Annotated in this window: 17 protein-coding genes; 7 read left to right on the top strand and 10 right to left on the bottom strand. The window is 68.3% G+C overall.

Annotated elements, in window-relative coordinates; all coding sequences use genetic code 11:
- Positions 1-5 precede the first annotated feature (5 nt).
- From RVY76_RS00340 to RVY76_RS00365, 6 genes are all read right to left on the bottom strand, one after another.
- On the bottom strand, positions 6-1,328 hold the full coding sequence (locus tag RVY76_RS00340) for an FAD-binding oxidoreductase (protein ID WP_317375017.1): 1,323 nt from the start codon (positions 1,326-1,328) through the stop codon (positions 6-8).
- Positions 1,328-2,680: a glutamine synthetase family protein gene (locus RVY76_RS00345; RefSeq protein WP_317375019.1), complete on the bottom strand. Its 1,353-nt coding sequence runs from the start codon at positions 2,678-2,680 to the stop codon at positions 1,328-1,330. Before RVY76_RS00345 ends, RVY76_RS00340 begins: the two co-directional genes overlap by 1 nt.
- Positions 2,681-2,828: 148 nt before the next feature.
- The gene (locus RVY76_RS00350; RefSeq protein WP_317375020.1) at positions 2,829-3,224 is read right to left on the bottom strand and encodes a cupin domain-containing protein; all 396 of its coding nucleotides are present in this window, start codon (positions 3,222-3,224) and stop codon (positions 2,829-2,831) included.
- A gap of 15 nt (positions 3,225-3,239) precedes the next feature.
- Complete coding sequence (locus RVY76_RS00355) at positions 3,240-3,533, bottom strand: hypothetical protein (protein ID WP_317375021.1); 294 nt, start codon at positions 3,531-3,533, stop codon at positions 3,240-3,242.
- A gap of 68 nt (positions 3,534-3,601) precedes the next feature.
- Positions 3,602-4,606 (bottom strand): transketolase family protein, encoded by a 1,005-nt coding sequence (locus RVY76_RS00360; RefSeq protein ID WP_317375023.1) that lies wholly within the window; start codon positions 4,604-4,606, stop codon positions 3,602-3,604.
- Positions 4,607-4,618: 12 nt separating this feature from the next.
- Entirely contained in the window at positions 4,619-5,545 is a 927-nt protein-coding gene (locus RVY76_RS00365; RefSeq protein WP_317375026.1) for a thiamine pyrophosphate-dependent enzyme, read from the bottom strand.
- A 104-nt stretch (positions 5,546-5,649) separates the two neighbouring features.
- Between RVY76_RS00365 and RVY76_RS00370 the strand changes: the two genes are divergently transcribed.
- Together RVY76_RS00370 and RVY76_RS00375 are read left to right on the top strand one after the other, a co-directional pair.
- Positions 5,650-6,711: a zinc-binding dehydrogenase gene (locus RVY76_RS00370; protein WP_317375027.1), complete on the top strand. Its 1,062-nt coding sequence runs from the start codon at positions 5,650-5,652 to the stop codon at positions 6,709-6,711.
- Between the two features lie 4 nt (positions 6,712-6,715).
- Positions 6,716-8,971, top strand: a complete 2,256-nt coding sequence (locus RVY76_RS00375) for a molybdopterin-dependent oxidoreductase (protein WP_317375029.1) — start codon at positions 6,716-6,718, stop codon at positions 8,969-8,971.
- On the opposite strand, the gene RVY76_RS00380 is transcribed toward RVY76_RS00375, so the two are convergent.
- From RVY76_RS00380 to RVY76_RS00395, 4 genes are read right to left on the bottom strand one after another with little or no spacing between them, the layout of a single operon-like run.
- Positions 8,968-9,924, bottom strand: a complete 957-nt coding sequence (locus RVY76_RS00380) for an ABC transporter permease (RefSeq protein ID WP_317375031.1) — start codon at positions 9,922-9,924, stop codon at positions 8,968-8,970. The genes RVY76_RS00375 and RVY76_RS00380 overlap by 4 nt on opposite strands.
- Before the next feature lie 2 nt (positions 9,925-9,926).
- The gene (locus RVY76_RS00385) at positions 9,927-10,904 is read right to left on the bottom strand and encodes an ABC transporter permease (RefSeq protein WP_317375033.1); all 978 of its coding nucleotides are present in this window, start codon (positions 10,902-10,904) and stop codon (positions 9,927-9,929) included.
- Positions 10,897-12,411, bottom strand: coding sequence for a sugar ABC transporter ATP-binding protein (locus RVY76_RS00390; RefSeq protein ID WP_317375034.1), 1,515 nt, complete (start codon positions 12,409-12,411; stop codon positions 10,897-10,899). Before RVY76_RS00390 ends, RVY76_RS00385 begins: the two co-directional genes overlap by 8 nt.
- A gap of 51 nt (positions 12,412-12,462) precedes the next feature.
- A complete protein-coding gene (locus tag RVY76_RS00395; protein WP_317375035.1) occupies positions 12,463-13,443 on the bottom strand; it encodes a sugar ABC transporter substrate-binding protein in 981 nt (326 codons plus the stop codon).
- 102 nt (positions 13,444-13,545) lie between these two features.
- On the opposite strand from RVY76_RS00395, the gene RVY76_RS00400 reads away from it, so the two are divergent.
- The 5 genes from RVY76_RS00400 (at position 13,546) to uxuA (ending at position 19,066) form a co-directional block, all read left to right on the top strand.
- Positions 13,546-15,081: an FGGY-family carbohydrate kinase gene (locus tag RVY76_RS00400; protein ID WP_317375037.1), complete on the top strand. Its 1,536-nt coding sequence runs from the start codon at positions 13,546-13,548 to the stop codon at positions 15,079-15,081.
- On the top strand, positions 15,078-16,130 hold the full coding sequence (locus RVY76_RS00405; protein ID WP_317375039.1) for a zinc-binding dehydrogenase: 1,053 nt from the start codon (positions 15,078-15,080) through the stop codon (positions 16,128-16,130). The genes RVY76_RS00400 and RVY76_RS00405 overlap by 4 nt, the downstream gene beginning before the upstream one ends.
- Positions 16,130-16,795 (top strand): class II aldolase/adducin family protein, encoded by a 666-nt coding sequence (locus tag RVY76_RS00410; protein ID WP_317375040.1) that lies wholly within the window; start codon positions 16,130-16,132, stop codon positions 16,793-16,795. The genes RVY76_RS00405 and RVY76_RS00410 overlap by 1 nt, the downstream gene beginning before the upstream one ends.
- A gap of 1 nt (position 16,796) precedes the next feature.
- Positions 16,797-17,771 carry a sugar-binding transcriptional regulator gene (locus tag RVY76_RS00415; protein ID WP_317375041.1) on the top strand — a complete coding sequence of 325 codons (975 nt, stop codon included), beginning with the start codon at positions 16,797-16,799 and terminating at the stop codon, positions 17,769-17,771.
- A gap of 80 nt (positions 17,772-17,851) precedes the next feature.
- Complete coding sequence (gene uxuA, locus RVY76_RS00420) at positions 17,852-19,066, top strand: mannonate dehydratase (RefSeq protein ID WP_317375043.1); 1,215 nt, start codon at positions 17,852-17,854, stop codon at positions 19,064-19,066.
- Positions 19,067-19,069 lie beyond the last annotated feature (3 nt).

Here is a 19,069-nt window from a genome sequence, read left to right on the forward strand (position 1 = left end):
GAATACTATGCACCGAGGCGGTCGCGAAGGGCGTACCACCAGGATCCGAGGACGGAATAGGGAACGCGGAAGCCCTGCCCGCCGGGAAAGGGCAGCCAGGGCAGGCCCGCGAACGTGTCGAAGCGGCCCAGATCGCCATGGATCGCCTCCGAGAGGATCCGGCCGAAGAGATGCGATCCCGAGACGCCGTGGCCGGAATAGCCATGCGCGAAATAGGTGTTCGAGCCGATCCGCCCGAGTTGCGGCACGCGCGTGAAGCTGAGCGCGAAGTTGCCCGACCAGGCATGGTCGATCCGCGTGTTCCTGAGCTGCGGAAAGACCCGGTCCATCGAGCGGACGAGCTTGCGCTTGATGTCCTTCGGGTCGGTGCCGCCATAGACCGTGCCGCCGCCGAAGAGCAGCCGGTGATCGGCCGACATGCGGTAATAGTCGAGGATATAGCGCACGTCCTCGACGCAGGTGCCTGCGGGCATCAGGGCTCTGGCCTGCGCCTCGCCCAGCGGTTCGGTCGCCATCACCTGGGTCGAGACCGGCATGATCCGTTTGGCCAGTCCGGGGACGAGGTTGCCGAGATAGGCATTGCCGCAGAGCACCAGCGTGCGGGCCGTCACGACGCCGCCGGGGGTGCGGATGACGGGCCGCGCGCCCCCGGTCTCGACCGAGATCGCGGGCGTGCTCTCGTGGATCGTGCCGCCCAGACGCTCGATCGCGGCGGCCTCGCCCAGGGCGAGGTTCAGCGGGTGAAGGTGGCCGCCGCGATGGTCGATCATCCCCCCGCAATAGAGATCGGTCGCCGCATGGTCGCGCATCCGTGCGCGGTCGAGCATTTCGAGGTTGTCGAGCCCGTATTCCGCCCAGAGATCGCGCTTGGCCCGCAGATCGTCGAGGTGCCGGGTGTTGAGCGCGGCGAAGACGTTGCCGTGCCTGAGGTCGCATTCGATGTCGTAGCGCGCCACGCGGTCGCGGATGATGTCGCCCCCTTCGAGGAGCAGGTCCGCGACGAAGCGCGCCACGTCCTCTCCGAAGCGGCGGCGAAAGACATGCAGGCCCGCGTTGAGACCGTTGACGATCTGACCGCCGTTCCGGCCCGACGCGCCCCAGCCCACCCGCGCGCCTTCGAGCACTGTGACGCGATGGCCCTTTTCAGCCAGATGCAGAGCGGTCGAAAGCCCGGAATATCCTGCGCCGACGACGCAGATATCGACCTCCGTCTCGCCATCGAGGGCCGGGCGATCCGGCGCGGGATTGGCCGTCGCGGCGTAGTAGCTCGGCGCATGATCGGTGCCGCCGGAGAGGGGACGGGCGAGCGATGCGGTGCCGCCATCCATCACACGGTCTCCAGGTAGCTGTGATATTCGAAATCGGTCACGTGGCGCGTGAAGCGCCGAAGCTCCTGCCGTTTGCCCTGTTCGAACATGCGAATGAGGCGACCGGCATAGATCTCGGGCACGTGCCGACCGGCCGAGAAGGCGTCGATTGCGCTGGCCCAGTCGGGCGGAAGCCTGTCGAGGCGCATGGAATAGGCATCGCCCTCGACGGGGTCGGGGGGCTCCCACTCGTTCTCCATGCCCAGAAGTGCCGCCCCGAGCATGGACGCCAGAACGAGATAGGGGTTGGCGTCTGCGCCTGCCACGCGATGCTCGATCCTGCGGGCCTTGGGTGATCCGCCGGGGATGCGGATCGCGACGGTGCGGTTCTCGTATCCCCAGGCGACGGCGGCGGGCGCATGCGCGCCGGGCAGGAGGCGGCGATAGGAATTCTCGTGCGGGGCGAAGACGAGGGCATTCTCCTGCATCGTCCTCAGCATCCCCGCGACGGCATGACGCAAGAGGGGCGTGCCCTGATCGCCGCCATCGTCGAAGGCGTTCCGCCCCTCGCCATCGACGAGCGACATGTGGACATGCATCCCAGACCCCGCGCGGTCGCCATAGGGCTTGGCCATGAAGGTCGCCGCGAAGCCGTGCTTGCGCGCCACGCCACGGACCAGACGCTTGAAGAGGACCGCGTCGTCCGCGGCCTTGAGCGGATCGGCCACGTGGTTGAAGTTGATCTCGAACTGGCCCGCGCCGTTCTCGGAGATCGCGGCATCGGCCGGGATGTCCTGTGCGCGGCAGCCGTCGTAGATCTCGTTCAGCATGCCGTCGAAATGCTGCAGCTCGTCCAGCGACAGGGCGCTGTCGGAGTCGAGCCGCTTGCCGGTCACGGGCGACCGGGGCGGCTGCGGCATGTCCGCGCTCGGATCGACGATGTAGAATTCGAGCTCGGTCGCGACGACCGGGGTGAGGCCCAGCTCCGCGAAGCGATCGACCACGGCGGCGAGCGCGCGGCGCGGATCGCCCATGAAGGGGCGGCCATCCTCCTGCCGGACCCAGAGCTGCGCGAGCGCGGTCGGACGCGCCGTCCAGTTGACGAGGCTGAGCGCGCGGCCCGTATGCTCGCAGATGCCGTCGGCATCGCCGGTGTCGAAGACGAGGTCGCTGCCCTCGACATCCTCGCCCCAGACGTCGAGCCCGAGAAGCGACAACGGCATCCTCAGCCCGCCGGCACGGATCTTGCCGATCTGATCCACGGGCAGGCGCTTGCCGCGCATCACGCCGTTGAGATCGCAGATGCAGGCAAAGATCGCATCCACCTCGGGGTGGTCGGCCTCGAGCCGATCGATGGGGGTCATATCGGCCATCGGCCGCTCCGGTCAGGTCATTTCTCGCGCCCATCTTTGAGGGGCCGAAGTGAACCGCACAAGAGGCTCGATGCACATAATCGCGACAATGCCCAAGGATCGGGCAGGGCGGGCATGCGGATGCCGGAACCGCACGCCCGGAGGAAGCTCAGACGCCGTAATCCTCGTCCGTTACCTTTTCCAGCCACGTGACGTGCGAGCCGTCGATGGCCTCCTGAATGGCGATATGGCTCATCGCCGTGTCGGGGGCGGCACCGTGCCAGTGCTTCTCGCCGGCGGGAAACCACACGATGTCGCCCTGCGAGATCTCCTCGATTTCGCCACCCTCGCGGGCGACGCGGCCCCGGCCGAACGTCACGATCAGCGTCTGTCCCGCCGGATGCGTGTGCCATGCCGTGCGCGCCCCGGGCTCGAAGGTCACGTGGGTGCCTGCGACACGCCCGGGATCCTCGGCCTTGAACATCGGGTCGAGCCTGACGGTACCGGTGAAATAGTCCTCCGGCCCGGGGGCGGAGGGGGTCGTGCCTGCTCTGGTGATCTTCATGGGGGCGGTCCTATCTCAAGGGGAAGGCGAAGGGGTCGATCCGCGGGATCCGCCGGGCGCGCAGAAGTCCTCGCCCATCGGGCCGCGCAGCCGTTCGGAATGGGGCGCGCCGCCCGGACCGGTCGCGGTGTAGGTCGCGCAACCGTCGCCGTCGGCCCCCATTTCCGTGTCCGGATAGCCGAGCTTCGCATCGACTTCGTCGAATGCCGCGATCTCCGGACCCGGCTCCGTGGAGGGTTCGGGTGTGCCGGTCGTCTGGCAGGCCGCAAGCGTGAGCATCGCAGCGAGTGCGATCGGGATCGTCTTCATGTCGCGCCTCCCATCGGGTGACGCGAAAGAAGCTGATCCGCCCCCGGCAAAGGCCAAGCGGCGGGGCGTCAGAGCGCCTCCGCCTTGACGAGCGAATGGACGTCGTCGACCCGCGCCGTTTCCAGATCGTCCTCGGTGATGCCGTAGCTCGCGCCGGTCAGATCTTCGATTCCGCGCACGAGGGCGGAGGCGTCGAGGCCGTAATACTTCATCAGGTAGCCGCGCGATCCGCCATGGGCGTAGGTGTCCTTGAGCCCCAGCCGCACCAGCCGCTTGCCGACACCCGCATCGGCCATCGTCTCGGCCACGAGAGACCCCACGCCGCCCTCGGTCACATGATTCTCGAGCGTGACGACCCCGTGCTTGACCGAGCCGACATGATCGAGGAGCTGGCCCGCATCGAAGGGCTTGATCGTGTGAAGGTGCAGGTGGCGGATCGACAGACCCGCGCGCGACAGCGCCGAGCGGGCGCGCAGCGCCTCCTCGGTGGTGATGCCGGAAGTGACGACGAGGACGTCGGTGCCTTCGCTCAGGACCCGCATCTCGCCCACCTTGATGGGTGTGTCGAAGAGGCGTGGCACCGATCCGCGCAGGACGCGGCACCAGACGGGGCCGTCGATGCTGTCGGCGGCTTCGCAGATGCTCTCGACCTCGGTGGCGTCTCCCGTCTCGAGGATCGACATGTTGGGGATCGACCGCATGACCGAGATGTCCTCGATCGACTGATGCGTCATTCCGCCCGGCGTCGTCACGCCCGGAAGGAAGCCCATGAGCCGCACCTTGCGCCGGGGATAGGCGATGGACGCCATGAGCTGATCGTAAGGGCGGCGGTACATGAAGACGCCGAAGGTGTGGATGAAGGGGCGATACCCCGCGAGGCCCAGACCCCCCGCGAAACTCATCATGTTCTGCTCGGCCATGCCGAGCGAGACGAACTGTTCGGGGTGGCGGTCGCGGAAGCCGTCGATCTCGCAGGACGAGGTCAGGTCCGCCGAGAGGCAGAGGATGTCGGGATTGCCTGCGGCGAAATTCTCGAACGCGGTGGCGTAGGGGCGGGAGACCATCTCAACCATGTCGCGGCTCCTTCAATGGGCGTAGTCGATCGGATCGACACCGAGATCGGCGGCGATCGACGTGTTGAAACGGGCACGCTCGTCCTCGGACTTGAAGCGCACGTAATGAAGGCGCGGGAACCGCTCCTCGAGGATCGACATCGTGTGGAACGGGTTGGTGCGCGCGAGGATGATGAGCGGCCGGCCCTCGTGCGGTTCGGCGGCGGCCTCGCGGATCGCGGACAGGTCGTGGCCGTCCACCTCGACGCAATGGGCGCCGAACTCGATGAACTTCCGGCGGATGTCGCCGACTTCCATCACGCTCGACATGGCCCCGTCGCATTGCTGGTCGTTGACGTCCATGATGGCGTAGAGGTTGTCGATGCCGTGGAATTTCGCGGCCTGCACGGCCTCCCACGTCTGGCCCTCCTGCACCTCGCCGTCGGACATGAAGACCCAGGTGCGGCCCGTGTCGCCCCGCCGCCTGCGGCCATAGGCGAGGCCCGCCGCCGTCGACAGCCCGATGCCGAGCGTGCCGTTATGCACCTCCATGCCGGGCGAATGCTCCGCGCCGATCATCTCGACCGAGGAGCCGTCCTGGTTGAACATGTCGAGCCCCTCGGGGGCCATGCGGCCCGTCTCGATCAGCGTCGCGTAGGCCACGAGCGCGTAATGCGCGGGCGCGATGAAGAGGCGGTCGTATTCCGGCGAGGCGGGGCCGTTATAGCCCGCGCCGGTGTGATACGCGTCGTTGCCGGGGGCCGGTACGCCCTTGAAGGGCTCGGGCACCATCGGCAGAGTCGGCGCGCCCAGATCGAGTTCCTCATGATACAGCCATGCGAGCTGCTCGGCGGCCGAACAGGCTTGGCTCAGATACCCGCCATTGTTGCGCATCGCATGCTCGAATACGCGGCGGCGGATGCCGAGGGCGACGTCTTCGGTGGTCCGGTCGTTCTTCATCTCGGAGATCCCCCTTCGTTTGACAAAAGTCATAAACAGGGATCATTTGTAAACGCAAGCGCGGTGCGGTTTTCGCGCCGCCCGATGTGCCGGAGGAGGGGGACATGGGCGACAGGACCATGCGCGCGGTCAGGTGCGAGGGGTTCGGCGGGCGTCACAGGCTGGTGACCGACCAGCCGGTGCCCGAACCCGGACCCGGAGAGCTGCTCATGCGGGTGAACCTTGCCGGGATCTGCGCGGCCGACCGGGCGATGTACGACGGAAGCGGTCCGTGGGATCTGAGCTTTCCCTTCACGCCGGGCCACGAATTCACCGCGACCGTCGCCGCGCTGGGCGAGGGGGCGGCAGAGCGTCACGGGCTGGCCGAGGGCGACCGGGCCGTGGCCGAGCTGAATGTCACGGGGGCGGAGGATTTCTACACGCGCCGCGGGCTCTATCACCTCGCCGACCGGATGGAGGTGATCGGGGCCACGCGCGACGGGGCCTGGGCCGAATACATGATCTATCCGGCCGACGCGGTCGTCCACCGTGTGCCCGACAACCTGTCGGATGCGGCCGCCTGCTACGCCGAGCCGCTCGCTAATGCGATCCACGGGGTCGAGCGGGCGGGGATCGAGTTCGAGGATGTCGTCGTCGTGGCGGGAGCCGGACCCATCGGCATGGGGATGGTGCAGGCCGCGCGGCTCAAGACGCCGCGCAAGCTGATCCTCGTCAATCCTGGCGCGGCCAAGCGCGAGGCGGGCCTGCGCCTCGGGGCCGATCTGGCCTTCCATCCCGACGATCCTGCATTGCGCGAGGCGCTGGGCGACCTGACGGGCGGCCGCGGCGCGGATGTCTATCTCGAGGCGTCGGGCCGTGCCGATGCCTTCCGCCTGGGGATGGATCTCGTGCGCAAGCGCGGCCGCATCGTCGTCTTCGGCGTCTACAAGGCCCCGGTCACCGTCGATCTCAACGTCTTCGGCGAGTTCAAGGAGCTCGACATCCGCGGCGGGCATCTCGCGCCCTTCACATATGCGACCGCGCTCGACCTGATGGCGCGGGGGCTCGTCGACGGCGATGCCTGCGTGACTCATACCTTTCCGCTCGCAGAGTTCGAGGCGGGCTTGACCAGGGTGGCCGATCCGGACGAATTGCAGATCAAGGTGGTGCTCGATCCGAAAGGCTGATCCCATGAAATATACCGCGTCGCACTGGGGTGCCTACCGGATCGAGGGCGAAAGCCTCGCCCCGGTCGAGGGCGATCCGGCCCCGTCGCGAATCGGGCGCGGCTGGGTTTCGGCCGCGCGCGACAGTGGCAGCCGCATCCTGCGTCCGGCGATCCGTGCCGGATGGCTCGAGGGCGATGGCGGCACCGCGCGGGGCGACGACCGCTATGTCGAGGTCACGTGGGACCGCGCGATCGAGGCTGCCGCGGGCGAGATCGACCGCGTGCGGCAGGCCCATGGCAACGGCGCGATCTATGCGGGCTCCTACGGCTGGGCCTCGGCGGGCCGGTTCCACCACGCACAGAGCCAGCTCCGGCGGTTCCTGAACCTCGTCGGCGGCGCGGTCAGCTCGCGCGAGACCTATTCGCACGCCGCGGCCGAGGTGATCCTGCCGCATGTCGTCGGCATGACGAACCGCGTCTTTCAGGACGAGATGACGAGCTGGCCGCTCGTCGCCGAGCATTGCGAGCTTCTGGTGGCTTTCGGGGGGATCTCACCGCGCACGGCGCAGATCACCTCGGCCGGCACGTCGCGTCACGAGGTCGGCGACTGGCTCGACCGGCTCGGGGCGCGGATCGTCAACGTCTCGCCCCGCCGAAGCGATCTGCCGCAGGCGGAATGGATGTCGGTGCGGCCCAATACCGACGTGGCGCTGATGCTCGCGCTTGCCCATACGCTGTCGGTCGAGGGGCTTTACGACGAGGCGTTTCTCGCGCGCTGCACGAGCGGCTGGCCCGCCTTCCGCGCCTATCTTCTGGGCGAGAACGACGGGCAGGCCAAGGATGCCGACTGGGCCGGACCGCTCTGCGATCTGGAGCCCGAACGCATCCGCGCGCTCGCCCGCGAGATGGCCGCCAAGCGCACGATGATCTCGGTCACGTGGGGATTGCAGCGTGCCGATCACGGCGAGCAGGCGGTCTGGGCCGGGCTCGCGCTTGCTGCCATGCTGGGGCAGATCGGCCAGCCCGGCACCGGCACCGGCTTCGGCTTCGGGTACGGATCGACCACGCCCGTGGGTCGGCCGTCAAAGCTCTATCCGTGGCCATCGGTCCCGCAGGGGCGCAATCCGGTCGCGGATTTCATTCCCGTGGCGCGGATCGCCGACATGCTCGAGCGGCCCGGAGAAAGCTACGACTACGATCTCGGAACGCGGACCTATCCCGATATCCGCCTCGTCTGGTGGGCGGGCGGCAACCCGTTTCACCACCATCAGGATCTCGACCGGCTGGCGCGGGCCTGGACCCGCCCCGAAACGGTGATCGTGAACGAGCATTCCTGGACCGCGACGGCGCGCCGGGCCGATATCGTCCTGCCCTCGACCACGCCGCTCGAACGCGATGACCTGATGCTGAGCCGACGCGATCCGACACTGATCTACATGTCGGCGATGTTCCCCCCGATGGGTGAGGCGCTCGACGATCACGAAATCCTCCGCCGACTGGCCGCCCGCCTCGGCGTCGAGGACGCCTTTACCGAAGGGCGCGACGTCGAGGGCTGGCTGCGCCATCTCTGGGCGGGGACGCGCGCGGTCGCCGCGGATTACGGGGCCGACCTTCCAGAGTTCGACGCGTTCCGCGAGGTCGGGCGCTTCGACATGCCGGACGCGGACGAGACGCGCGTCCAGCTCGGGGCCTTCGTGGCCGATCCCGAGGCTGCGCCGCTCGCCACCGAAAGCGGTCGCATCACGCTGTTCAACGAGGCCATCGCGGCGGCGAAGCTGCCCGATTGTCCGGGTCATCCGGCCTGGATGGAACCCGTCGAATCGCTGCTCGACGCGCCCGAGGGGGCACTGCACCTGATTTCGGGCCAGCCCGATACGCGGCTCCATGCGCAGAACGACCGCGGTTCGGAGGCGCAGTCTGACAAGATCGAGGGGCGCGAGCCCTGTTATCTGCACCCCGAAACGGCCGCCGCAAACGGTCTGTCGGAGGGGCAGATCCTGAGGCTTCACAATTCGCGCGGTGCGACGCTCGCGGGATTGCGGCTCGATGAGGGGATGCGGCGCGACTGCATCTCGCTCGCCACGGGGGCGTGGTACGACCCGGCGATCGTCGACGGGGCGCGGCTCGAGCTCGGGGGGAACCCGAACGCGGTGACGCTCGATCGCGGGTGCTCGCGGCTGAGCCAGGGCAACATGGCGCATACGGCGCTCGTCTTCGTCGAAGCCTGGGAAGGCCCGCTGCCGCCCCTTACCGTCGACCGACCGCCGCCGCTGGTCTAGCGCATCCGCCGCTGCGCCACGGCGAGCGCGAGAGCCGAGACCAGGATGATGCCCGACAGCGCGTCCTTCGTGTTGAAGTTGAGCCCCATCAGGTTCAGCCCGTTCACCACCATTCCGAGGAACAGCACACCCGCGATCGTGCCGGGCACGTTCGGCCGTCCGCGCGGATGCAGCGCCGCACCGATGAAGACGGCGGCAATCGCGTCGAGCAGGTAGGCGAAGCCTGAAAGCGGCGTGAACATGCGGATCGACGCGCCCGCGATCAGCCCGCCCACGGCGCAGGTCGCCGCCGCCGCGACGTAGCAGACGATCAGGATGCGGTTCACCCGGATGCCCGCCACGGTCGCGGCCGATCGCTGCATTCCCATCGCGTGGATGCGCCGCCCCCAGACCGAGCGTTCGAGCACGACGAAGTAGATCACGGCCAGGATCGCGGCGATGACGACCTCCATCGGCACGCCTCCGACATTCCCCATGGCGAGGTTGCGGAACCCGTCGGGCATCTGCCTGAACGAGATCGGGCCGCCACCGTTCGTGAAGATCCGCTGCACCGAGGAGCCGATGAAGAAGGTCCCGAGCGTCGCCATGAAGGGGCTGACCCTGAGCCCCACGACGAGGGCCGCGTTGAGCAGCCCGACCAGCGATCCGCCGATCACGCCGGCCGCGCAGGCCGTTACCCAATCGGCTCCGTAGCTCTGCATCGCGACGATCGAGAAGGCCGCCCCGAAATCGAGCGCGATCCCCACCGACAGGTCGATCCCCCCTGTCGCCACGATCAGCGTCATCCCGAGCGCCACGATGAGCAGGATCGCCGAGCCTTCCGCGATGTTCATGAGGTTGCCGCCGGTCGCGAAGACCGGGTTCACCACCGCGAAGAACAGTGCGAAGGCCGCGAAGACCAGAAGGAACCCGAACCGGATGAAGATGCCCCTGAGGCCGATCGTCCCCACCATTCCTAGCGTCCCCTCTGCGCGACGGAGCCGAAGGCCACGACGATCAGGATGAGCGACCCCTTGATGAGCCCCGTCCAGAAGACGTCGACGCCCATCGATTTGAACCCGATCGAGATCGCGGCGACGAGGATCGCGCCCAGCACCGCCCCCCATAGCGTCACGACCCGGCGCGGCGAGAATGCCGCCCCGAGGAAGGTGGCCAGCACCATCTCGAGCAGGAGGTTGTCCTCGGTCCCCGGTGAGCTGCCCGATCCGCGAGCGAGCAGGAAGAACGACGCGGCGAAGCCCGCCAGCGCGGCCAGCACGAAGGACAGCGCCTGGAGCTTGCGCGTGTCGAGGCCCGAGATCTCGGCCGCGTCGCGGCTGCCGCCGGTCGCCTGCATGTGCAGCCCCAGCCGCGTGCGATGCGCCAGGTGATAGAGCGCGAGCGCCACCAGCAGTGCGATCGGGATCGAGACCGGCCAGCCCAGCACATCCGCATCGCGCAGCCACAGGATCGCCGGATGATCGACGCCGATCCGGCGGCTCTGCGTCACGACGTTGTTGATGCCGACGACCGCCACGAACATCGACAGCGTGGTGAGAAGGGGCGTCACCCCGATCCGGGTGACGAGCGCGGCATTGACGAGGCCCACGGCCAGCGCGGCCAGCAGCGCCATGACAGTCGCGAGGCCAAGACCGCCATCACCCGAAAGCCATTGCGCCACGATCCCCGCGCAAAGCACCGCTGTGGCGGGGATCGACAGGTCGATCCCGCCCGAGACGACGTCGTCGCCGCCGGTCATCACGACGAGCGACAGGCCGGAACAGACGATCACCACCGGCAGGCTCTGCACGAGGATCAGCTCGAGCGTGAAGAGGCTCAGGAAATTCGGCGCGTTGAGGCCGATATAGACGAGCATCGCGGCAAAGAGGATCAGCGGGGCCGACCCCAGGGCGCGGGCCCCGAAGCTCGGGGGGGCGATGCGGGCGTCAGACATGGGCGGTTCCCTTGGTGCGCGCACCGGTCGTGACGGCCACGAGGCGGTCGATGTCGAGCCCCTTCGCGTCGAGGATGTCGACGATGCGGCCGCGCATCATCACGGCGATCCGGTCGCAGATCCCGATGAGCTCGGACGGATCGGAGGAGGAGACGATGACGCCCCGCCCCTCGCGCGCGAGACGGTCGACGAGGCCGTAGATCTCGGACCGCGCGCCCACGTCGACACCGACCGTCGGCTCGTCGAGCAGCAGGATGCGGCAATCCTTGGCGAGCCAGCGGCCGAGCACGACCTTCTGCTGGTTTCCGCCCGACAGAAGCCGCACGACGCTTTCGGGACGGGGCGGGCGGATGTCGAGGGCGCGGATCTGCTCCTCGGCACGGGACCGGGCCTTGGCGCGGTTCTCGATCCCCGCGCGCGAGACGCGGTCGAGCGTCGCGAGGTTGATGTTCTCGGAGACGGTCATCGGCAGGACGAGGCCGTCGTGCCGCCGGTCGCGTGGCACGAGGACGATCCCGCGTTCGAGCGCATCGGCGGGCGAATGGGCGCGGAACCTCTCTCCCGCCAGTTCCATCGCGCCGCCGGAAGGCCGTGCGAGACCGTAGAGCGTGTCGATGAGTTCCTCGCGACCCGACCCGATGAGGCCCGCGATGCCGAGGATCTCGCCCTCGTGGAGGGTCAGCGACACGTCCTCGAAGCCCGGCCCGGCAAGCCCGTCGATCTTGAGGAGCGGCCCCTTCGGGGCGGGAACGCGCTGCGGATAGAGATCCGAAAGCTCGCGTCCCACCATGGACGCGACAAGCTCGGGACCGCTCTCGTCGGTCACGGTGTCGAAGACGGCGACGTTGCGCCCGTTGCGCAGAACAGTGACGCGGTCACAGATATCGGTGATCTCGCTCAGGTAATGCGAGACGTAGAGCACGGCGATGCCACGGGACTTCAGCCGAGCGATCGCACCCATCAGCGTATCGACCTCGTCGCTGGCGAGCGGCGCGGTCGGCTCGTCGAAGACCACGACGCGGGCCGCATCGTCGATGAGCGCGCGGGCGATCTGGACGAGCTTGCGCTCGGCCGTGCCGAGGTCGCGGACAAGTCGGTTGCCCGCGATCTCGACGGCCATCACGTCGCGCAGGAAGGCTTCCGCGCGTCGCCGCATCTCGCCCCGCCTGAGGCCGAGAGGTCCGCCGATCTCCTGACCCATGAAGACCGATTCCGCGACGGTGAAATGAGGCACCAGGTGCAGTTCCTGGTGGATGAAGCGGATGCCGGCCTCGTGCACCGCCTCGGGCGTGATCGGCGCGACGCGCTTTCCCGCGATCTCAAGGCGGCCCTCGTCGGGCGCATAGATCCCGGCGAGGACCTTGATGATGGTCGATTTGCCGGCACCGTTCTCGCCGACGAGGCCGTGAACCTCGCCCGCGCGGATCTCGAGCCGCACGTCATCGAGCGCGCGCACCCCCGGGAACGTCTTGACGATGCCGTCGAGCAGCAGGGCGGTCTCGGCCATGGCTCTCCCTTGCGCGAAAGGAGCGGATGGCGGTGCGGGACCGCCCCGCGATCAGTTCAGCGTGCCGTATCCGAGCTCTTCGTAGGCCTCGACGGCACCTTCGCGGCCATCGACCGGAACGACGTCGACATAGGTCTGCGGCAGAAGCTCCTCGTCGGCGAAGTAGCGCGCCACGTTCTCGGCCGAGATCTGGCCGATCAGGTTGGGCTGCTGGGCCACGTTGGCAACGAAGGGGCTGCCCTCCTCGGCCATGATCTCGAGCGTGTCTGGCCCGCCGTCGAGCGCGGTGACGAGCACGTCGTCGTCGCGTCCCGTCTCCTCGAGCGCCTGCACAACGCCGATCGCGGGCTGGTCCCAGCATCCGACATGGATCGCGTCGAGCTCTCCCTCGGGATACTGGCTCAGCAGGTCAAGCGTCTGACGGCGGGCATCCTCGGGGGCGTTGGCATAGGCCTCGGCGAGCTCGGGTTCCAGGATTTCGATATTGGGGTAGTCCTGAAGCACGTATTTCCAGAGCTGCGTCCGGATCGCGCAGATCCTGAGCGAGTTCTCGAACGCGTTGAAGAGCGCGATCCGCCCCTCGCCCTCGAGCGCATCGGCGGTCAGACGGCCGATGGTCGTCCCCATGTAGTAGTTGTCGGAGGTCGTGTTGTTGACCGAATGCTCGCTCGGGTGGTCGACGGTGAAGACGGGGATCCCGGCTTCGCGCATCGCCGCGAATTTCGGCTCGACCGCGCCGTCGCCGAGGATCGAGATCACCGCATCGACGCCCGCGTTCAGCAGGATGTCGTGATTGTCGGCATGGACCTGATTGTCGCGCCCGCCATCGACGGCCATGACCTCGCCGCCGAGCTCTTCCACGCGGGAACTCGCGCCGTTGAAAGCTTCGCGGTCCCAGAAATGCTGGGTGCCGACGACGGCGATGCCGATCCGCTTGCCATCCAGGCTCAGCTCCGCATCATCCTGCGCTAGGGCGGGTAGGGCGAGCGACAGGGCGGTCGCACCCGCCAGCATCGAAGCGATCGTCTTCATGAAATCCTCCCTGGATGCGTCACGAAATCGCCGAGGATGAGAGCACGCCGATTTACAATTGTCAAAATTTTTGTCAATTGTCCCAGAATTGGAGGATCCCTGATGACGAAGCTGAGACTGGCGCTCGACATCGGCACGACGGCCATCAAGGCTGCAGCCTTTACGCCCGACGGGGCCTGCATGGCAACCATGCAGCGGGCATCGGCGACGATCACGGCACCCGGCGGCCGGTCCGAGCAGGACATGGAGGGCGTCTGGCGAACCGTCTGCGCCGTGTTGCAGGGACTCGCCCGGCAACTCGACCCGTCCGAGATCGGCTCGCTCGGGATCTGCGCGCAGGGCGACGGGTTCTGGGCGGTCGACGCCGATGGCCAGCCGCTCGGCAACGCGATCCTCTGGAACGACACGCGGGCGGCCGCGGACGTCACGGCGCTCGAACGGTCGGGCGCATCCGACGCGGTGGGCCGCGCAAGCCACACGTCGCTCTGGCCCGGAACGTCCGGCGCGCTCTGGCGCTGGCTGCGCCGGGCGGAGCCCGAGCGCGCGGCGCGGGTCGCGCATGTCTTCACCTGCGGCGACTGGATCGGCTACCGGTTGACGGGCGTCGCGGCGACGGATCGCGCCAACGGCTCCATCCCGTTCCTCGACCTTTCGACCGGGCGATACAGCCGCGAGGCTCTGGCCGCGCTCGATTGCGAGGATCTGGGCGAGCTGTTGTCGCGACCCCAGCCCGCCGATACCCGCTTGGGCACGATCCTTCCCGGGATGGCCGAGGCGACAGGTCTGCCCGCGGGGCTGCCGGTGGCGACGCCGACGCTCGACCTCGCGGCGATGATCCTCGGCATGGGGATGGAGCGTCCGGGCGAGACCATGATGATCATGGGCACCACGGCCGTCGTCAACATCCTGACCGACAGCGTCGTGCCGGAGAGCCAGCCCGCGGGGGCGAGCGCGCTTCACCCGACATCGGACGCGATCATCCGCATCCTCGCCCCCTCGACCGGGGCATCGGCCTTCGACTGGTTCGCGGGGCTCCATCCGACGAGCCTCGGAGGAGAGGATGCGGGCGCCATCGCCGCGAAGCTCGACACGCTCGTCACCGACGTGCCGCCCGGGGCGAACGGCGTCACCTTCCTGCCCTATCTCTCGGGCGAGCGGGCCCCGTTCGTCTCGCCCGATATCGCGGCGGCCTTCCACGGCCTCACCGGACGCAGTTCCAAGGCCGACATGGCCCGCGCCGTGATGGAGGGCACCGCGATGAGCCTGCGGCACTGCTTCGTGTCCGAGGGTGGATTGCCCGACAAGCCGGTCCAGCTCACGGGCGGGGGTGCGCGCAACGGAACCTGGTGCCAGATCATCGCCGATATCCTCGGCGTGCCGGTCGTCACCTCCGAAGGATTCGACCAGGGGCTCTGGGGGGCGGCGACGCTCGGCGCGGCGGCGGCGGGCGAGGGGCGCGCCATCGACCTCGTCATGCGCGAGGACCGGACACGTCAATTCGATCCCGACCCAGCGCGGCACGAGGCCTACGACCGTGTCTTCGACCGCTACGCCATCCTGTCGAACGCCGCGCGCCGCACCGCCGAAGAGCTCCGCGCGCTCACGGCCGACGACCATTCTTCCGAGGACAAGACATGACGAAGACGATGAAAGCCGCGGTCTACCACGCGCTCGACGACATCCGCCTCGAGGAGCGTCCCGTGCCCGGGATCGGGCCGGGAGAGGTCCTGCTCAAGACGCTGGCCTGCGGGCTCTGCGGCGGCGAGACGATGGCATGGTACAAGAAGTCCGAGCCGAAGGTCCTCGGGCACGAGCCCATCGGCGAGGTGGTCGAGATCGGCGCGGGCGTCACCGATTTCGCCGTCGGCGACCGGCTCTTCGTCAATCACCATGTCGGCCGGGTGAACAGCCACCTGTCGCGCCGCGGTCACTTCACCCGCGACCCGTTCTACAGCCGGATGAAGCTCGATCCGGGCGGGGTCTGCGAATATTACCGCGTCACGGCGCAGCACCTCGCGATGGACGCCCACAAGCTGCCCGACACCATCTCGACCGAGGCCGCCGTCACGATCGAGCCGTGGTCCTGCGTGCTGTCGGGCCTCAAGCAATGCAACATCCAGCCCGGCGACACCGTGGCCGTGGTGGGCGCGGGGTTCATGGGTCAGGGCTTCGTCCATCTCGCCCCGCTCTTCGGCGCGGGCAAGGTCGTGGCGCTCGACTTTTCGGACTGGCGGCTCGACCGCGCGCGCGAGTTCGGCGCGACCCACACGATCAATCCCCGATCCGAGAATGCGGTCGAGGCGATGCGCGCGCTCAACAACGGCCGCCTCGCCGATACGGTGATCGTCATCGCCCCCGTCGCATCGGCCTGGGATCAGGCCATGTCGCTGGTCGAGGTCGGCGGCTGCCTGCATCTGGGCGCGCCGCTGCCGCCCGATACCGATTGGGTGCGCGACGGCAACGCCGCCTATTTCGACCAGATCACCGTTACGTCGCGCTATTCGTCGGATCATACCGACACCTACAGCTATATCCGCCTTCTCGAGGCGGGGCGCATCGACGCCGACCGCGCCATTTCACACCGCTTCGCGATCGAGGATTCCGCCGAGGCGTTCAGGCTCCTCGTCGAGGCCGAGAAATCGCTCAAGATCGTCGTCTATCCCCACGGCCTGCCGGAGACCGCCTGATGCTCGAAACCCTCAAGGAAGAAGTCTGCGAACAGAATCTCGAACTGCCGCGCAACCGTCTGGTCGTGGGATCGGGCGGCAACGTCTCGGGCCGCGACGCGCAGACCGGGCATGTGGTCATCAAGCCCTCGGGCGTGAAGTTCTCCAAGCTCAAGCCCGAGCACATGGTCGTTCTCGACATCGACGGGACCGTGATCGAGGGCGAGATGAAGCCGTCGGTCGATGCGGGCATCCATCTCTATCTCTATCGCCATCGCGACGATCTGGGCGGGATCGCGCATACCCACTCGCCCTATGCGACGAGCTTTGCGGCGCGGGGCGAGGCCATTCCGGCGGTCCTTACCCCGATCACCCACATCCTCGGGCGCGACGTGCCGTGCTCGCGCTACGCGACACCGGGCGAGGTCGATACCGGCGAGGCGATCCTCGAGGCGGCGGAGGGCGGCATGGCCGTCCTCGTCAAGGCGCATGGCGTCTTCACGATGGGCAAGTCCGCGACCGAGGCCGCGACCATCGCCGCCTATCTAGAGGAGGCCGCGATGACCACGCATCTCGCCATGCTGCGCGGCCCGGTGGAGGCGCTGCCCGACGAGGAGATCGCGCGCTGCTATGCGTGGTTCCGGCAGAATTACGGCCAGACCGGCCGCGACTCTCCGTCGTCGTGAGATGTCGAGAGGCGGTCGTTCCGGCACCGAGAAGCGCGCGGCGCTCGCCAATGTCGCGCTTCTCTACTATGGCGAGCAGCTGACGCAGGGCGAGATCGCGACGCGCATCGGAGTGTCGCGCGCCACGATTCTCAACATGCTCCGCGAGGCGCGCGACCTCGGCATCGTCGACATCCGTGTCGACGGGTCGAGTGTCGCGTCCTCGGATCTCGGCGCGCGTCTCGCCGCGCGGTTCGGCCTCGAAAGCGTCTATGTCGCGAGGGGGGCGGCCGATGGCATCGCCATCTCGCGCGACGAGATGCTGCGCCTTCTGGGGCGGGTCGGGGCCATCGCGCTCACGGATCTCGTCCGGCCCGGCGACCGCGTGGGCGTCGCCTGGGGCGAGACGATCCGCGCAGTCTCCTCCTCGATGCCGGCGCATCCGGTCGCGGATGTGCGGGTCTTCCAGATGATCGGCTCGATGATCTCCGATCGCGTGCCCGCCTCGGAACTCTGCGCGATCGAGATCGCGAACGCGCTCGACGCGCTTTGCTACACGCTCCACGCCCCGGCACTGGCCTCGAGCCGCGAGATCGCCGATCTCTTCCGCGCCGAGCCCACGATCGCCGCGCAGCTCGAGGCGCTCTCCTCGCTCGACCTCGTGACCTTCTCGGTCGGCAATGTCGGCCCCGAAACGCATGTCGTCCAGAGCGGGATGGTCAGCCCCGCCGAGCTTGCCGCGGCGCGCGGGGCAGGGGCGCGCGGCATCCTCTGTTCCCGCTTCATCGACGCGGCCGGCGGGGCGCTGGACTTGCCGCCGGCCGGCCGCGTGATTTCGGCGATGCCGCGGGATTTCCTGCGCGCGCCGCGCCGGTTGATGGTCGTGGGGGGCGAGGACCGGCTCGAGGCGGCGACGGCCGCGCTCGGCGGGGGATACGCCACGCATCTCTGCGTCGATCACGAACTCGCCCTGCGGCTTGACGCGCCCGACGCCTGAGCCACCTCGCACGATCGCGACTTCTTGTCCCCGGTTGCGCTATCCTCTATCGACACCGAAAAATTTTACGCGGAGTTGACATGCGACAGACCTGGCGATGGTTCGGGCCCAAGGATGGCGTCGGTATCGACGAGATGCTGCAGGCAGGAGTCGAGGGCGTCGTCTCGGCGCTCCATCATGTTCCCACGGGGGCGGTCTGGACACCGGACGAGATCGCCAAACGGCAGCAGGAGATCGCGACGCGCCGCGACGGCACGCCTTCGGGCCTCGCCTGGGAAGTGGTCGAAAGCCTTCCGGTCTCGGAGGACATCAAGAAGCAGTCGGGCGAATGGCGCGCCCATCTCGACACCTACCGCGAGAGCCTCGGTCACTTGGCACGGGCCGGGATCGAGGTCGTCTGCTACAACTTCATGCCGGTTCTCGACTGGACGCGCACGGATCTCGCGTGGCGCGCGCAGCACGGCGGCACCGCGATGCGGTTCGACCTCGTCGATTTCGCCGCCTTCGACCTCCACGTGCTCGAGCGTGACGGCGCGGCCGAAGCCTTCCCCGAGGCAGTGGTCGAAGAGGCCGCCCGCCGTTTCGCCGACATGTCCGATGCCCGCCGCGCCGAGCTTGCCGACAACCTCGTCTGCGGCCTGCCGGGCGCGGCCGAGCATTTCAGCCTCGACGACGTGCGCGCCCATCTCGCTCAATATGCGCGTATGTCGGCCGAGACGCTGCGCGCGCATCAGGTCGATTTCCTGTCGGAGGTCGTGCCGGAGGCCAAGCGGCTGGGGATCAGGCTCTGCTGTCACCCCGACGATCCGCCGTTCCCGCTGCTCGGGCTGCCGCGCGTGATGTCGACCGAGTCCGATTACCGCAAGCTCCTCGATGCGGTGCCGAGCGATGCGAACGGCGTCACGCTCTGCTCCGGATCGCTCGGCGCGCGCGCCGACAACGATCTGCCTGGCATGATGGAACGCCTGGGCGACCGCGTGCACTTCCTGCATCTCAGGAACGTCAAGCGCGAGAACGACGCGACGCCCTGCTCGTTCTACGAGGCCGAACATCTGGGCGGCGATACCGATATGGTGGCGCTGGTCGCCGCTGTCCTCGCCGAGGAAGCCCGGCGCAGGAAGGCCGGTCGCAGCGACGCGTCGATCCCGTTCCGCCCCGATCACGGGCAGGACATCCTCGACGACCTCACCCGCAAGGCGCAGCCGGGCTATCCGGCGATCGGCCGTCTCAAGGGTCTCGCGGAGCTGCGCGGCGTGATCGCCGGCCTTTCGCACGGAATGGCGAAGGCCGGCTGACCC

This window comes from Palleronia sp. LCG004 (assembly GCF_032931615.1).
Taxonomy (GTDB): domain Bacteria; phylum Pseudomonadota; class Alphaproteobacteria; order Rhodobacterales; family Rhodobacteraceae; genus Palleronia.

Excerpts from the sequence above, each read along its gene's own strand:
- RVY76_RS00395 (WP_317375035.1), bottom strand. The coding sequence starts at position 13,443 with ATGAAGACGATCGCTTCGATGCTGGCGGGTGCGACCGCCCTGTCGCTC.
- RVY76_RS00415 (WP_317375041.1), top strand. The coding sequence starts at position 16,797 with ATGTCGAGAGGCGGTCGTTCCGGCACCGAGAAGCGCGCGGCGCTCGCC.
- RVY76_RS00380 (WP_317375031.1), bottom strand. The coding sequence starts at position 9,924 with ATGGTGGGGACGATCGGCCTCAGGGGCATCTTCATCCGGTTCGGGTTC.
- RVY76_RS00385 (WP_317375033.1), bottom strand. The coding sequence starts at position 10,904 with ATGTCTGACGCCCGCATCGCCCCCCCGAGCTTCGGGGCCCGCGCCCTG.
- RVY76_RS00375 (WP_317375029.1), top strand. The coding sequence starts at position 6,716 with ATGAAATATACCGCGTCGCACTGGGGTGCCTACCGGATCGAGGGCGAA.
- RVY76_RS00400 (WP_317375037.1), top strand. The coding sequence starts at position 13,546 with ATGACGAAGCTGAGACTGGCGCTCGACATCGGCACGACGGCCATCAAG.
- RVY76_RS00345 (WP_317375019.1), bottom strand. The coding sequence starts at position 2,680 with ATGGCCGATATGACCCCCATCGATCGGCTCGAGGCCGACCACCCCGAG.
- uxuA (WP_317375043.1), top strand. The coding sequence starts at position 17,852 with ATGCGACAGACCTGGCGATGGTTCGGGCCCAAGGATGGCGTCGGTATC.
- RVY76_RS00370 (WP_317375027.1), top strand. The coding sequence starts at position 5,650 with ATGGGCGACAGGACCATGCGCGCGGTCAGGTGCGAGGGGTTCGGCGGG.
- RVY76_RS00350 (WP_317375020.1), bottom strand. The coding sequence starts at position 3,224 with ATGAAGATCACCAGAGCAGGCACGACCCCCTCCGCCCCCGGGCCGGAG.
- RVY76_RS00340 (WP_317375017.1), bottom strand. The coding sequence starts at position 1,328 with ATGGATGGCGGCACCGCATCGCTCGCCCGTCCCCTCTCCGGCGGCACC.
- RVY76_RS00390 (WP_317375034.1), bottom strand. The coding sequence starts at position 12,411 with ATGGCCGAGACCGCCCTGCTGCTCGACGGCATCGTCAAGACGTTCCCG.
- RVY76_RS00360 (WP_317375023.1), bottom strand. The coding sequence starts at position 4,606 with ATGGTTGAGATGGTCTCCCGCCCCTACGCCACCGCGTTCGAGAATTTC.
- RVY76_RS00410 (WP_317375040.1), top strand. The coding sequence starts at position 16,130 with ATGCTCGAAACCCTCAAGGAAGAAGTCTGCGAACAGAATCTCGAACTG.
- RVY76_RS00405 (WP_317375039.1), top strand. The coding sequence starts at position 15,078 with ATGACGAAGACGATGAAAGCCGCGGTCTACCACGCGCTCGACGACATC.
- RVY76_RS00365 (WP_317375026.1), bottom strand. The coding sequence starts at position 5,545 with ATGAAGAACGACCGGACCACCGAAGACGTCGCCCTCGGCATCCGCCGC.
- RVY76_RS00355 (WP_317375021.1), bottom strand. The coding sequence starts at position 3,533 with ATGAAGACGATCCCGATCGCACTCGCTGCGATGCTCACGCTTGCGGCC.